The 14,127-nt window shown below is 71.2% G+C and carries 11 protein-coding genes; 4 read left to right on the top strand and 7 right to left on the bottom strand.

Annotated features, from left to right (window positions below):
- Window positions 1–163: 163 nt before the first annotated feature.
- Window positions 164–1,582: a replication initiator protein A gene (locus DEIGR_RS16300; protein ID WP_058979072.1), complete on the top strand. Its 1,419-nt coding sequence runs from the start codon at window positions 164–166 to the stop codon at window positions 1,580–1,582.
- 20 nt (window positions 1,583–1,602) lie between these two features.
- Here DEIGR_RS16300 and dnaE read toward each other — a convergent pair whose 3' ends face one another.
- The 4 genes from dnaE to lexA all read right to left on the bottom strand — a co-directional run bounded on the left by dnaE (window position 1,603) and on the right by lexA (window position 6,947).
- Window positions 1,603–4,740, bottom strand: coding sequence for a DNA polymerase III subunit alpha (dnaE, locus tag DEIGR_RS16295; protein WP_058979070.1), 3,138 nt, complete (start codon window positions 4,738–4,740; stop codon window positions 1,603–1,605).
- Window positions 4,741–4,825: 85 nt separating this feature from the next.
- Entirely contained in the window at window positions 4,826–5,068 is a 243-nt protein-coding gene (locus DEIGR_RS16290) for a DUF6504 family protein (protein ID WP_058979068.1), read from the bottom strand.
- Window positions 5,065–6,309: a Y-family DNA polymerase gene (locus tag DEIGR_RS16285; RefSeq protein ID WP_058979066.1), complete on the bottom strand. Its 1,245-nt coding sequence runs from the start codon at window positions 6,307–6,309 to the stop codon at window positions 5,065–5,067. The genes DEIGR_RS16290 and DEIGR_RS16285 overlap by 4 nt, the downstream gene beginning before the upstream one ends.
- Window positions 6,310–6,311: 2 nt before the next feature.
- Window positions 6,312–6,947: a transcriptional repressor LexA gene (gene lexA / locus DEIGR_RS16280; protein ID WP_058979356.1), complete on the bottom strand. Its 636-nt coding sequence runs from the start codon at window positions 6,945–6,947 to the stop codon at window positions 6,312–6,314.
- A 463-nt stretch (window positions 6,948–7,410) separates the two neighbouring features.
- Here lexA and DEIGR_RS16275 point away from each other — a divergent pair, with 463 nt between their 5' ends.
- A complete protein-coding gene (locus tag DEIGR_RS16275; protein WP_058979064.1) occupies window positions 7,411–8,439 on the top strand; it encodes a type II toxin-antitoxin system prevent-host-death family antitoxin in 1,029 nt (342 codons plus the stop codon).
- On the top strand, window positions 8,436–9,338 hold the full coding sequence (locus tag DEIGR_RS16270) for a ParB/RepB/Spo0J family partition protein (RefSeq protein WP_058979063.1): 903 nt from the start codon (window positions 8,436–8,438) through the stop codon (window positions 9,336–9,338). The genes DEIGR_RS16275 and DEIGR_RS16270 overlap by 4 nt, the downstream gene beginning before the upstream one ends.
- 740 nt (window positions 9,339–10,078) lie before the next feature.
- On the opposite strand, the gene DEIGR_RS16265 is transcribed toward DEIGR_RS16270, so the two are convergent.
- The 3 genes from DEIGR_RS16265 to pucL are packed head-to-tail and all read right to left on the bottom strand — an operon-like array spanning window position 10,079 to window position 12,353.
- Window positions 10,079–10,591: a MarR family winged helix-turn-helix transcriptional regulator gene (locus DEIGR_RS16265; RefSeq protein ID WP_153013882.1), complete on the bottom strand. Its 513-nt coding sequence runs from the start codon at window positions 10,589–10,591 to the stop codon at window positions 10,079–10,081.
- A gap of 5 nt (window positions 10,592–10,596) precedes the next feature.
- Window positions 10,597–10,950: a hydroxyisourate hydrolase gene (gene uraH, locus DEIGR_RS16260; RefSeq protein ID WP_058979059.1), complete on the bottom strand. Its 354-nt coding sequence runs from the start codon at window positions 10,948–10,950 to the stop codon at window positions 10,597–10,599.
- The gene (gene pucL / locus DEIGR_RS19870; RefSeq protein ID WP_236704912.1) at window positions 10,947–12,353 is read right to left on the bottom strand and encodes a factor-independent urate hydroxylase; all 1,407 of its coding nucleotides are present in this window, start codon (window positions 12,351–12,353) and stop codon (window positions 10,947–10,949) included. The genes uraH and pucL overlap by 4 nt, the downstream gene beginning before the upstream one ends.
- A gap of 220 nt (window positions 12,354–12,573) precedes the next feature.
- Between pucL and DEIGR_RS16250 the strand changes: the two genes are divergently transcribed.
- Window positions 12,574–13,854, top strand: a complete 1,281-nt coding sequence (locus tag DEIGR_RS16250; protein WP_058979353.1) for an AMP-binding protein — start codon at window positions 12,574–12,576, stop codon at window positions 13,852–13,854.
- Window positions 13,855–14,127: the final 273 nt, after the last annotated feature.

Here is a 14,127-nt window from a genome sequence, read left to right as displayed (position 1 = left end):
ATCGGACAACTTGCGCCAAACTATCGGACAACTTGCGCCGAAAACCCTATTTTCTGCTGTATGGAACGCATGGCGGCGAGCCGCTTGGTGTTGACAACATATATATTTAAAAAAGAATTATCTAAAAGATAAAAAACAACAACACACGGTACCCGGGGGAGCAGTGACAGACAAAGGCATCAAACGATTCGACGAGCTCAACATCGCGCGGCTGAGCCTCATCAGCGTGCAGGAACGCATCCCGGCCGACTACCGGGACTGGACCGTCGAACTCGAGGACGGCGACCGCCGCTACCGCGTGACCTGTCAGGCCCTCCCCGAGTACGGCGTACCACACGGCATCGACACCGACATCAGCGCGGCGCTCGTGAACCTGTACATCGACCAGGGCTCCCCGCCGGACGGCGTCGTGACCTGCACGCCCTACCAGCTGCTGCAGATGGCCGGACTCGACACCAGCGGCCGGTACTACGCCGCGCTGGACGAGAGTCTCAAACGCCTGACGACCACCACGTACTTCATCGCCGAGGGCTGGCGCGACCACCCGCGGGGGCGCTGGACCAACGTGAACTTCCGGTACATCGACCGCATCGAGTTCACGTCCGGTGAGGCCGACCGCCTGGACGCCAGCAGCATCCTGCGGGTCACGCTGCCGCAGGAGATCTCCCGCAGTGTCCGCGCCGGGTACATCAAGTCGCTGGACCTGTCGTTCATGCAGACCCTCCGGCGCCCCCCCACCCGCGCCCTGTACCGCCTGCTGGACGCCCAGCGGCGTGACCCAGAAAATCCCGACGCGGTCGCCATGGCCTACCAGGTGGGCCTGATGGAGTGGGCGCAGGCGTGCAAGATCGTCACCGACCGGCCCAGCATGGCGCAGCGCACGCTGGACGCCGCGCACGAGGAACTGATCGAGAAGGGCTTCCTGAAGAACGTCGAGTACGTGGGGCGCGGCAAGAAGAAACTCCTGCACTACACCTTCGGTGAGGCGTTCATCCCGCCGGACCCGGCGCTGCTGCAGGACCTCGCGGACCTGGGCGTCACGCAGACACGCGCGCTGCAGCTCGTCCGTGAGCACGGCGAGAAGACCGTCGAGGAAGCCGTGAGCCGCTGCCGCGCCGTGCTCTCCACGGGATTCAAACCCAGGTCGAGACCCGCCTTCTTCGTGGACGTCCTGCGCAACCCGGGCAAGTACGAGCTGCCGCAGGAGCCCGCAGCGGCCCTGAAAGCCCCCGTGAAGACTCAGCAGGCCCCTGCCCGCCCATCACCCCAGCCCAACCTGTTCGAGGGGCCTTCTGGGGCCTCTGAGGAGGAAGTGGACGGAGAGGCACGCCTGCGGGCCATGCCACGCGAGAAGCAGGTCGAGGAAGTCATGCGCACCCTGACGTTCCTGCTGCGCAACGACCTCAAGCTTCAGGAACTCGACACCCTGCGCCTCGCGCTCGACGAGGGCCTCGAGGACCCGCTGGAGATCAAGGCCTGGGCGATCCGCGGGATCAGCAGCGGCCAGAAGAGTTCCGTGGTCCGCGACCTGCGCGCCCGCCTGAGCCTCTCGCTGGCACAGCCGTCCGATCCGCCGCGCTGAGCGTCGGGCCCCGTTGAACGTCAGGCCGGGTCGAACGTCAGGCGCAGTTCCGCCAGCGCTCCGGCCCGGACGGTCACCGCGCCTCCCTGCCGGGTCACCTGGCCGCGCATCACCAGCGCCCGCGCGTCCCGCAGCAGGACACGGTGGACCTCCCACAGGTCCGGGCTGATGACGACCTGCACCCGGGCGCCAGCGTCCTCCAGCACGTAGAACGCGAACCCCTTTGCCGTCGGGGGCCGCTGCCGGGCCACGATCACCCCGGCCATCCACGCGTCCGTCCCGTGCCTGACGTGGGCCAGAGGTTCGCAGCCCAGGTCCCGCAGGCGCGTCCGGTGCGCGTCCAGCGGATGCCGTCCGGTCGGGGTGGTGCCGGTCAGCCGCACGTCCAGCTCGGCCTGCACGTCGGCACTCAGGTCCGGCAGGTCCGGCGGCGCCGCTGCCGGGGTCAGCAGGGCCCGGGTGCCCGGTGGCCGCGCGTGCGCGACCGTCTGCAGCACGAAGTACGCCTCGCGCCGGTTGCGCCGCCGGTCCAGCGTGTCGAGCGCCCCGGCCTTCACCAGCGCCTCCAGCGCCTCCCGGCTGAGCGTCACCCGGCCATACAGGTCCTCCACGCCAGTGAACCGGCCGTTCGTCAGCCGGTCCTGCACGACCGAGCGGGCCGTGTCCAGACTGACGCCCTCCACGGCGGTCAGGGGGACACGGACAACTTGCGCCGTTTCCGCCCGGTACGCCGTGCTGGAGCGGTTCACGTCCACACCCGCCAGGCGCACGCCCCGCCGGGCGGCCTCGGCCGCGACGGTGCTCGCGGGCCACATGCCGGGCGCCTCGGTCAGGAACGCCGCGAAGTACGCCGCGGGGTGGTGGCGGCGCATGAACGCACTCGCGTAACTGTGCTGCGCGAAGGCGTGCGCGTGACTCTCCGCGAAGCCGTAGCCCCGGAACGCCGCGCACTGCTCGAACACCGCCTCCGCCTCCCAGGGGAACGCCCCGACGGTCGCGGCGGCCCCGTCCACGAACGCCGTCCGGAGCTGCGCGCGGTCCGCCTCGTCCTCGACCCTGCTCAGGCGACTCCGGAAGCGGTCGGCGTCCGGCCAGTCCATCCCGGCGTACTGCGCGGCGATTCTGAGGATCTGCTCCTGGAACATCAGCGTGCCGTGCGTGGGAGCCAGGATCGAGCGCAGGGGTTCCGGAAGGTCGGGCGCCGTCTCCTCTCCCCTGGCGCGGCGGACGTACGGGTGCACGGTGCCGCTCTGGATGGGCCCGGGGCGGATCAGGGCGATCTGGTGCGCCAGCTGCGTCATGGTCTTCGGTTGCAGCCGCGCCGTCATCTGCACCTGCGCCGGGCTCTCGATCTGGAACAGGGCCATGGTGTCCCCGGTGCCCAGCTCACGCCACACGCCGGGATCGTCCGGGAGCTGCCCGTACTCGACCCACTCGCCGCTCAGGCGCAGGACCTCCTCGCGCGCCCGTTCCAGCGCGGCGAGCATCCGCAGGCCCAGCAGGTCCAGCTTGATCAGGCCCAGTCGCTCCACGTCGTCCTTGTCGAAGGTCAGCATGCGGATGCCGCCACTGGACCGCATCAGGGGACTGTACCGGGTCAGCGCCTCACTGCTGAGGACCACCCCGCCACTGTGCGGCGCGAGATGCCGGGTGAAGCCGGGCTCCACCTGTTCGAGCAGCGTCAGCAGGGCGTCCCTGACCGGGGCGTCCCCGAGCACCTCCGTGAACACCGCCGCCGCCTCACGCGCCCGGTGGGGCCGCAGGTGCCCGTAATCCCGCCCCAGCGAGCGACTCAGGCGGTCTCTCAACTCCGGCGGGAGACCCAGCGCCCGCCCGAGATCCTGAACGGCACTCTTCAGGCGGTACGTGACGCGGTTGGCGACCATCGCCTCCCCGGTGCCGGTCAGGCCCCAGCGGTCCTCCACCCAGCGCAGCACCTGATCCCGCCGGGAACTGGCGATGTCGATGTCCACGTCCGGCATGCTGCTGCGCCCCGTGTGCAGGAAACGCTCGAACAGCAGGCCATGCGCCAGCGGATCGCTCAGGGTGATGCCCAGCACGAAACACAGGACGCTGCCCGCCGCGCTGCCGCGCCCCGCCGCGAGAATGCCGTGCGCGCGGCAGTAGTCGGTCACCTCGGCCGCCGTCAGGAAGAAGCCCGCCAGGTCCAGCGCCGCCACGGTCTGCAGCTCGGTCCTGAGCCGCTCGAGCGCGGCCGGCCGGGCGTCCGGCAGGTAACGCGCCGGGATGGCCGCGAAGGCCCGGTCCTCCAGCACCTCCTGCGCCGTCCGGCCCGCGGGCAGCGCCGGCTCGGGCACGCTGAGCCGCTCCGGGAGGAGATCCAGCGCGCACTGCGCCGCGAGCGTCCCCGCGTTCAGCAGCGCGTCCCCGAACGGCAGCAGTCTCCCCCACCCGTCCGGCGTACCGACGTGCCGGGCGTCGTTGCGGGGCCGCCCGGCATGCGGGATGCCCACGTCGATGCCCAGCCGCGCGCAGCTCAGCGCGTCCAGCAGCGGGTACTCGTCCGGGGTGCCCATGCTGACGTCGGGTGCGGCGACCACGGGGAGTTCCAGGTCACGCGCCAGACCGCGCAGGTACGAGAGGCGCCGCTGCTCGCCCGGCGCCTGCCCGTGGAACAGCTGCACGTACAGCGCGGACGGGAAGATGCCCCGCAGCAGCCGCAGGTACATCGCGGCGCGGGCCAGTTCCCGCCCCTCGCCCAGCACGGTCGGGAAACCCGCCCGGCCGCCGGTCAGGCACACGAGGTGGTGGTCTCCGCCGGAGTGCCGCAGGACGTCCAGCGGCATGCCGTCCGGACACGTCAGGTTCACGGCCGTGATCAGTTCACAGAGCTTCTCGTACCCCTCGCGGCTGCGGGCGAGCAGCACGATCGGGAACGCCGTGGCCGGGGTGGAGGACCTGGGTGGATTCGGGAACAGCACGGGCAGGGTCACGCCGACGACGGCCGCCAGTCCCTGCGCCCGCGCCTCGTCGCACAGGTCCACGGCTCCGGCGACGCTGCACCAGTCCGCCAGACCGACGGCTGAGAACCCGGCGGCCTTCGCCGTGCGGACCAGTCGCCGCGGACCGACCGTGCTGCGGCCCTCCGAGAAGAACGACTGGCAGGCCAGCAGGGCCTCCAGCCGCGCGGGCGTCACGCGGCCCCCAGACGGCGCGTGGCCCCCGGGCGCGGCACCGGCCGTCCGGGGGGCTGCCGGGCAGCGCGGTCACCCGTAGCCCGGGTCAGTCCACCAGTCGCGCCAGCCACCAGCGGCCCTCCGGTCCGTCCTCACGTTGCAGTTCGGCCGTCAGGGCGCCCGCCTGCACCAGAAAGCAGCTGCGGGACCGCTCGCCCAGCCACCAGCGGCCCCCGAACCGCCACTCGTCCAGGACGGCCCCCACCGGGTACGTCCGCCCCCGCCAGATCAGGCGGGCCGGGCGGTCCCCGCAGGTCTCGACCTGAAGGGCCTGCCCGTACGCCTTCACGCGCCCTCGAAGAAGGCCAGGACCCGCTGCACCGCCTGCTCACGCCGCGCGGCGGGCCGGGGCCTCCAGTTCGGGCGGGGTGTCAGGTCGCGGGCCCGCACCTCTCCGGTCAGCCAGTCCACCCAGGCGTACTGCGCGTCCGTGGCGTACGCCCAGGGGTCCAGCCACTCGACCCGCACCAGCCCGTCCGGGAAGCGCGCCAGGAGCGCCTTCGTGACCTCCAGTTCCGCGGCGCCCGCCCACAGGCCCACCATCCGCGCCGGGTGCGCGAGGCCGCCCAGCTGCACGCCCAGCCGGTCGAGGCCCAGCGCGAGCGCGCCCGTGCCGTGCAGGGCCAGGCCTGCCACGCGCGCCATTCCCGCCGCGTCCAGCGGCCATTTCAGCTGCCGGGTGGCTTCCAGGCGACCGCCCAGCGTGTCGGCCTGCACGGTCAGGGTGGCGGCCACCCGTCCCCGCAACGCGGTCATCAGGTCGCCCGTGAGGTCCCGCAGGGCCGCGTCCACCTGCGTGGCGTCCATCAGGGGCGCGCCGAAGGTCAGATCAGCCGCCAGGACCTGCCCCGGCCGGTACCGGTCCACCAGGGCCGACCTCTCCCCTGCCAGGAAGCGGTTCAGGCGCCGCCCGACGTCCACACCCAGGAACGCCTCGCGCTGCGCGGCACTCCAGGCCATCAGGTCCCCGAGGTGCCGCACGCCCAGGAAGTGCAGCCGCTCCAGCGCGGCGGGCGGCACGCCCAGGGCGTCCAGCTGGGCCAGTGGCGTCGTCCGCAGGACCGCCTGCTCGGCCGCGTCCCCTGCGGGCACGGTCCGCAGCTCGCCGGGCGGGGCGCGCAGCGCGGCCAGCAGCGCCACTTCCCGGCTGGCGGCCAGTCCTGCCGGGGCGTGGAGCGCCGCGGCGAGGTCACGGGCGCCCGCCGCGCCGAGGGTCAGGAACGCGCGGCCCGCCTCACGGCCCTCCACGCGGTCACTGAAGCGGGCGTACAGCTGCTCGAGCAGTTCAGCCCAGACCGCCTGCGCCTCGGGGGCGGGCACGACCGCGGCGTGCAGCTCCGGGCAGCGGGACAGGGCGGCCGCCTCCCGCATCCCGGGCCGCACACCGGCTGCCCGGGCGTCCGCGCAGGCCTGCCGGACCCGCCGGTCCTCGCCCAGTACCGCGACCGGCACGCCGGGGTGCTGCCGCTGCACGTGCGCCAGCGGCCAGGGGCTCAGCAGGACGCAGGCGACCGTCCGCGCCCCGGCCACGCTCAGGCCCTCCGGGTCAGGGGGCGCGGCCCGGCGAGCCCCAGCCGGGCCACCATCCGCCCCTGCACCCGCACGTCCGCCGCCGGGTACGTCCGGCGGGGATGGTCCGGGTTCTCGCTGACGAGCACGACCTCGTCCCCGAACACGTACACCCGCTTGAGGGTCGCGGCGTTCTCGCCGGGGATCAGCACGACCGCCACCTCGCCGTCGAGTACCTGCGGCGCGGGCCGCACGAGCACGTAATCGCCGTCCATCACGCCGATGCCGGTCATGGAGTCGCCGCGCACCTGCAGCAGGAAGTCACCCTCGCGCACGCCGAGCAGCTGGTCGAGGCTGGGCGTGACGTGATCCGGCGCCTGCTCGGCCAGGATCGGCGCGCCGGCCGCCACCTGACCGTAGATGGGAATGCCGTCCTGAATGGCCGCGCGGGCCTGATCGCTCAGGTGCAGGCGGCCCCGCGCGCCGCGGCGTTCGACCATCCCGAGTTCGGCCAGTGCCCGCAGGTGAAAGGACATGGTCGCCTCGGTGAGTCCGGCGGCGCGGGCGAGTTCGGCGGCGCTGGGCGGCCCCCCGGCACGGGTGAGCTGCGCGGCGAGGCGCAGGAGGTTCAGGCGCAGTGGGGTCAGGCGGGGGGGCATCAGGGTCACTCCTCGACTATCGAAGAATCCTTAGATAGTTACCCGTATCGTGACCCATGACAGGATTCCCCGTCAAGACGCCCCGCTCTTTAGCAGTGCTGAGGCGGCCCCTCATGCACGAATGGAATGTGCGCGTGCGCAGACGGTTCGCTCCGCGGCGAGGCTGCACTGGTGGGTCGCTCGCCCCGGCGGATGCCCGGCCAGTCCCAGGCGGATGTTCCAGGGTGGCGGCCACCCGTCTGGGGCTGGACCACCCGGTGGTCCACTCGCCCGGCCTGGGCCTGCTCGCCGACGGACGTCGACTGCACGGGCTGCGCAGCCCGTTCCATCCGAGCGAGGCGCGTGGGAGCAACACGGGTTCCGGACGTCGAGCGGGTGCTCCGGTGGGGTTGCGGAGCAAACGGAAGCCGTTTCACCTGAATTTCAGCTTGAAAAAAGGTGTACATCTTTTTATAGTTCCCCTATGGCTCAACCGGGGCGCGACACCAGCGTCAAGACACGGGACCTGCGCAGCAGCCTCGCCGAGGTGCTCGGGCAGGTCGAACGGGGCGGCCGGGTCATCGTCGAGAAGTACAACGATCCCGTCGCCGCGATCATCCCCATGAGCGACTACCTGACCCTCCGCCGCCTGTGCGCCACGCGCGCCGACCCCAGTGACAAGGAGCCCCGCATGGCCCACCGCATCGTGACCAGCAACATTTCCGGAGGTGAAGGCAAGACCTCCATCACCCGCGAACTCGCCCTGACCCTCGCCGACCAGGGCTACCGCGTGGCGATCATCGACACCGACCCCCAGGGCTCCCTGACCAAGAACCTCGGCCTGCACGACCCGGTCGAGGGCGTCGCCCGCGCCGACCTGCCCGGCTACCGCCGCGAGCACACCATCCTGAGCGTCTTCGACGAGGACACCGAACCGCGCCTGGGCCCCCCGGTACCGGTGCTCGGCGTGGACGTCTGGGTGTCCAACGACGCCCTGTACGAGGTCGACCAGCGCATCGGCGCGGACCTCACCAAGATGGGCAACCTGCGCGAGGCCGTCGACCATATCGCCCCGCAGTACGACTTCATCCTGATCGACACCAAGCCTGGCATCACGCCCCTGCTGAACGCCGCCGTGGCCGCCGCCGACCACCTGATCGTCCCGATCTCCGGGGACAAGGGTTTCGAGAACCTCGACAAGATCGTGAAACTCGTCAAGGGCGCGCGGCCCTACGCGCCCGGACTGGGCGTGCGGATGTTCATTCCCAACCGCGTGCGCAGCAGCACCAACGTCTACAAGGACCTGCTCGAGATGATGAAGCAGTACCAGAGCGTCGCGCCGGTCTCCAGCCAGATCCGCGACAGCGTCCTGATGATGGACGCCCAGCGCGCCCGCCGCCCCCTGGTCCGCCACAAGCCCGGCTCGGACATCGCGCAGGACATCCGCAACGTCACCCGCGACCTGCTGAACGAACTGGGCGTGCAGCCCCAGGCGACCGGGGTGACCCCATGACCCGCCCCGGCGTGAGCGCCGCCGCGTTCGGCGCGCTGGACATGATGGAGGAACTGCGCGACCGCAGCGCCGACGCCCAGCTGCCCACCGCGTCCATCCGCGTCCTGCCGGAATTCAACCCCCGCCGCCTGCTGGGCGACCAGGCCTTCACCGACGAGGCACTGACCGACCTGGCGCAGAACATCCGCACGTACGGCGTGCTGCAGCCCGTGCTGGTGCGCCGCCGCCGCGCCGAGATCCTGCTCGTCGCCGGGGAGCGGCGCCTGCGCGCCGCGGCGCTGGCCGGGCTCACGCAGGTGCCCGTCATCTACGTGGACGCCGACGACGCCCGCGCCTACGAGATCGCCATCATCGAGAACGCGCAGCGCAACGACCTCGACCTCGTCACCGAGACTCTGGTCGGCTTCCAGTTCCTGTCGCGCCGCCTGAACCTCGGTACCGACGAGATCGTCAGCTACCTGCACCACGTCCGAAAGGGTCGCCGCGAGGACGACCTGGGCGTCGAGCGGCTCCTGCGCGACATGTACGGCACCGGGATCAGCGTGTGGGGCCAGCAGCGCGCCCTGATCCTGCGCATGACCGCCGCCGAACGCGAGGCCATCCAGGCGCGCCGCGTGGACGCCAAGGTCTGCGCGGAACTCGTGCCGCTGCCCGAGGGGGACATCCGCAGCGCCCTGCTGGAACGCGCCGCGCAGGAGGGCCTCACCGCGCGGCAGGTTAGGGACCTCGTGCGGACCGAGCAGCAGGCCACCCAGCCTTCCCGGCCCGCGCTGGCCGTGCAGGGCGACCAGATGCGGCGCCTGCTGCCCCGCCTGAGCCGCCTGAAAGGCCCGGACGCCCGGCGGGCCGAGCAGCTCCTGAACGAACTGCGTGACCTGCTCGATCCCGCCCCCCGCTGACCCCACGAGAACGTCCTGAAAGGCCTCCCGCTGGGATGCGCGGGAGGCCTTTCTCTTGGCTGCGGCCTGTGCGTAGACGAACCAGCCCCAGGCTGGACCACCGGGTGGTCCAGATCTGGCGATGACGTGGAGGGTGAGCGGTGATGGGTCTGGTCATGTTCCGAGCCCGGGATTGGAACAGCCGCAGGGAGGGGGTCGACAGCCCTTTCTGTTCCGTGGACCACCCGGTGGTCCAGTTGCGGGTGCATGTATCCCCGGTCAGAAATGGAGCGGAAAGCTGGCCCGGCTGATCCGTGAAGCGCGAGGCAGACCCCTTCTGTGGACCAGCGATTCGTCGGACCGTGTGCGTGCCCGGGCGTGGACCACCGGGTGGTCCAGTCACCCTGAGCTGTGCGTGAGCAGCGAGCCGGAACCTACGGCCCTGTTGACCGGGCGTGTATGGACCTTGAATGCGCATCCCGCCCTGCGCATTGTCCTCACGCCCGCGTTTGACCAGGTGGAATGCCGCGTGCCCACGCGCCCGCATGGCGCTGTCCGTCGACTCGGGGAGGGTCGTCGGGACTGCTCTTCAACGCCTCTGCATGCCTGACATGAATGCTTGGACCACCCGGTGGTCCACACCCGAGGCGGCTGGCCGCATGGCTGGGGATGACCTGTCGGCCCCTGCCACCGGATCGTCTTGGCGGGGCCTCCGGCACGGTGAACCACCCGGTGGTCCGGTCTGTGCGAGCCCGCTGCGTTCAGGTGTGTTGCGCGTCCTGGTGCTCGAGGTGATCGAGGAGCACGTCGCTCAGCCGGTCGAGTTCAGTCAGCTGGGCTGGATTCAGAACCCGCAGGAGACCGGCTTCCAGTGTCAGGAATTCGGGTAGCAGGGTCTCGACCAGTGCGGTTCCGGCGGCGTTCAGGCGGACGTAGGCCTGTCGGCGGTCGGTCGGGTGGGGCACTCGCGTGATCAGGCCCAGTGCCGACAGCCGCGCGATGCGGTTGGAGGTGGCGGGGCCGTTCACGGCGCAGCGGTCGAGCAGGTCGCCGGGTCGCAGGCCCTGCGGGGGGGCGCTGCGGTACAGGGTGAGCAGCAGGTCCCACCCGGCGGCGTTCAGGCCGTGCGCGGCCAGTAGACGGTCGAGCTGCGCCTGCAATTGCCCGCCCAGTCGGGTCAGGCGCAGGACGCGCAGCATGGGGCTGGCGTCCAGGTCGGGTCGCCGCACCTGCCAGTCCTCCTCGACACGGGTCAGGAACGCCCGGGAGTTCACGCCCGTCAACTGCCCCGGTAGGTGCTGTAGGACCAGGGGCTGACGAGCAGCGGGACGTGGTAGTGGGCTGAGGCGTCCGCGACGGTGAAACGCAGGGTCACCTCGTCCAGAAAGGGGTCCGGGCTGGTGAGGTCGGCGAAGTACGCGGCGACGATGAAGGTCAGCTCGTACGTGCCGGTCCGGAGTTCGCCGCGCGCGATCAGCGGCTCGTCGGTGCGGCCGTCGGCATTCGTGACCGTCCGCTTCAGCAGAACCCGTTCCCCGCTGCCGTCCACCCGCTGCAGGGTCACCGGAATGCCCCCGGCCGGGCGGCCCCGCGCGGTGTCGAGGACGTGGGTGCTCAGGCCCGCGCCGCTCACGCGCGTTCCACCCAGCCCTCGATCACGCCGTACGGTTCGGCGTCCGCGTGGAAGATCACGCCCGGGTTGTCCATCCCGAAGCGGTCCAGCGGGTAGAGGATGTGGTGCCGGTTCGGGAACGAGAAGTGGATGCGGTCGATCTCGTCGCAGCGGGTCAGGACCGCCTCGCCCAGGCGGTAGAGGGTCTGCTGCATGCTGTGCGAGTAGTGATCGGGAAACACGTCCAGCAGCGTCTGGTACACCCGCGCCCAGACGGCGTCGTAGTCGGGCTCGTCGGAGTCGGGTTCTTCGGTGCGGTACGTCCAGCGGGCGGTGACGGTCGTCGCCAGGACGCGGTCGGTGGTGTCGGGCAGCGTCGTGAACTGGTCGCGGTGGAACCCGGCCCAGCCGCTCCGGGTGGTCTTGAGGATGTACAGCTCGTCGATGCCGCTCTCGACGGTGAAGGTCCGCCCGTCGCCGCTGACGGTCGCGGTGTGCTTGGGCATCTGGCGCACGAAGGCGTGGTCGTGCGCCTCGCCGCCGCTGCGCATGCGGTCCCAGGTATGTTCCACGAACGTGGCGCGGGCGTGCGTGACGCGCGGGCCGCGCTCCACGAAGTGCCGGATCAGGTGCTTGCCGAACGCCTCGACGCTGCCGGTCAGGCCGTCGCGCGCCAGGGCGTAGATGGTGTTGCGGACCGTGTCGGTCGCCACGAGGTCGGTGTTGTCGCCGCTCACGTGCGCGGCCTCGAAGTCGCCCTGCATGGCGACGCGTACCTGCACGTCCTTGATGTCGTGGCGGGGCTGGTCGCGGAACACCTTGAACAGGCGCACGTCGGCCTTGCCGTAGTTGTTGTCGCCGAGTCTGACCTTGACCATGGGAACCTCCGGGGTGGGGGAGAGAGCGGTGGACTGATCAACCAGGTCCAGCACGCGCAGGCGGGCGATCCGGCCGATCTCGTGCAGGGCCGCCTCGACCTCCTGTTCGGGGGTGTGCGTCAGGCGGCGCCGGGCCCCTTCGAAGATGCTGGCTTTGTCGTGCTCGCGCACGCACACGACGTACGGCAGGCCGAACTTCTCGTGGTACGCGGCGTTCAGGGCGTGGAATTCGGCGTACTCGGCGTCGCTCAGGCGGTCGAGGCCCGCGCTGGCCTGCTCGTGGGCGCTCTCGCGGGTCAGGTCACCGGCCCGCGCGGCCTTCCCGGCGAGGTCCGGGTGGGCGCGGATCAGGGCGCGCTGCTCGTCGGGCGTGCCACTCCGGGCCGCGCGGGTGAACGCGGCGGCCAGCGCCTCGGCGCCGGGGTAGGGGCGGCCCCGGGCGACCTGCGCGGCGTAGTGTGGGGAGTGTTCGAGCACCCCCGCGAAGTGCGCCTGAAACTCGGCGTCGCTGAGGGTATTGATCTGGTCGATGGACCGCGTGGGCACAGGGGACCTCCGGGAATTCGGAATTATTTCGACGGCGAAATGATGTGAGGTGCAGCGTAGTCCCCGCCCCCTTGCCTGTCAATGCCAATCCGTTCTGCTGCCTGGATCGGCGCGGCGTACACTGCGGCCTGACCGCAGCACAACCCACCCAGTCGCTCCCAGCCTGCCGACCCCTGGAGGACCCGTGACCCATGCCGACCAGCCGCTCTCCGCGCCGGACGTGTTCCAGCCCGAATTCGAATGCCTGCCCACCGATGGGCTGCGCGACCTGCAACTGCAGCGGCTGCGTGATCTGCTGGCCCTGCAGTGGGCCCAGGTGCCGCCCATGCGCGCCCGGCTGGAACAGGCCGGACTGCACCCGGACGACCTGCGCCGCCTGCCGGACCTCGCGGCGTTCCCGTTCACCCGCAAGGCGGACCTGCGCGACTACTACCCGCTGGGACTGGTGGCCGCGCCGCGCGCTGCACTGCGCCGCATCCACGCCAGCAGCGGCACCAGCGGCAAACCCACGGTCGTCGCGTACGACCAGCACGACCTGGACGTGTTCGCCGAGGTCGTCGCCCGCAGCCTGCACGCGGCGGGCGCGCGCCCCGGCATGACCTTCCACAACGCCTACGGCTACGGGCTGTTCACCGGGGGACTGGGCACGCACGCCGGGGCCGAGCGGCTGGGTCTGTGCACGGTCCCGGTGTCCGGCGGCGGCACGGAACGGCAACTGGACCTGATCCTCGACCTGCAACCCGAGGTGATCGCCTGCACGCCCAGCTACGCGCTGGTCCTCGCCGAGGGCTTCCGGCGGCGCGGCGTCCCCCCCGGCGACCTCAGCCTGCGCTGCGCGGTGCTGGGCGCCGAACCCTGGGCAGAGAAGACCCGCGCCGCCGTGCAGGAGGGCCTGGGCGTCACCGCGACGAATATCTACGGCCTGTCGGAGATCATCGGGCCCGGCGTGAGCAACGAGGACGCCCGCGAGCAGCGCGGCAGTTACCTCTGGGAGGATCACTTCTACCCCGAGATCGTCCACCCCGAGACCGGCGAGCCCCTCCCGGACGGCGAGTGGGGCGTGCTGGTCCTGACCTCCATGACCCGCACGGCGCTGCCGCTCCTGCGCTACTGGACCGGCGACATCACCCGCCTCCTGCCCGAAGCGAACAGCACCGGGCGCACCGTGCGCCGCATGGACATCGTCCGGGGGCGCAGTGACGACCTGATCATCCTGCGCGGCGTGAACGTGTACCCCACGCAGCTCGAGGCGGTCCTGCTGACCCTGGGTCACGTCAGTCCGCACTACCACGTCGTCCTGACCCGCAGCGGCACGCTGGACGACCTGACCCTGCAGCTGGAGGTCCCGCAGGCCAGCGCCGCGCTGCGCGGTGAGATCGAACGGCAGATCAAGGCGCAGGTGGGCGTGACCGTCCGCTGCGAACTGTGCGACCCCGGCAGCCTGCCCCGCAGCGAGGGCGGCAAACTGCGCCGCGTGACCGATCACCGCCCACCCCGCTGAACGGCGACGTCAGGTCATGGTCCGTTCCGAGTCCGGGGCGGGCCACGCCGTCCGGAGTGCACCGATTCCCCTGCGATCATTCAATCCCCCTGGGGGGGATCGCGGTTCAGAACCATCGGGTGTCTTCGGTCTGATCAGTCCATTCAGCGCTGCACCTGGGGCGTCCCTGAACGCCCGCAGCGCGCCTGGCCACCTGAACGACCTTCTGTGCAGATCGTGAAGGCGGCATTCAGGGTGCCTGGGAGTGTCGGCCGCTCTGCTGTCGGCCGACCC

It is taken from the genome of Deinococcus grandis (genome assembly GCF_001485435.1).
Lineage (GTDB): Bacteria > Deinococcota > Deinococci > Deinococcales > Deinococcaceae > Deinococcus > Deinococcus grandis.
The sequence above is the reverse complement of the archived record's forward strand: the minus strand, read 5'-3'. Positions and strand labels throughout refer to the sequence as shown.

Excerpts from the sequence above, each read along its gene's own strand:
- DEIGR_RS16275 (WP_058979064.1), top strand. The coding sequence starts at position 7,411 with ATGGCTCAACCGGGGCGCGACACCAGCGTCAAGACACGGGACCTGCGC.
- DEIGR_RS16270 (WP_058979063.1), top strand. The coding sequence starts at position 8,436 with ATGACCCGCCCCGGCGTGAGCGCCGCCGCGTTCGGCGCGCTGGACATG.
- lexA (WP_058979356.1), bottom strand. The coding sequence starts at position 6,947 with ATGCCCCCCCGCCTGACCCCACTGCGCCTGAACCTCCTGCGCCTCGCC.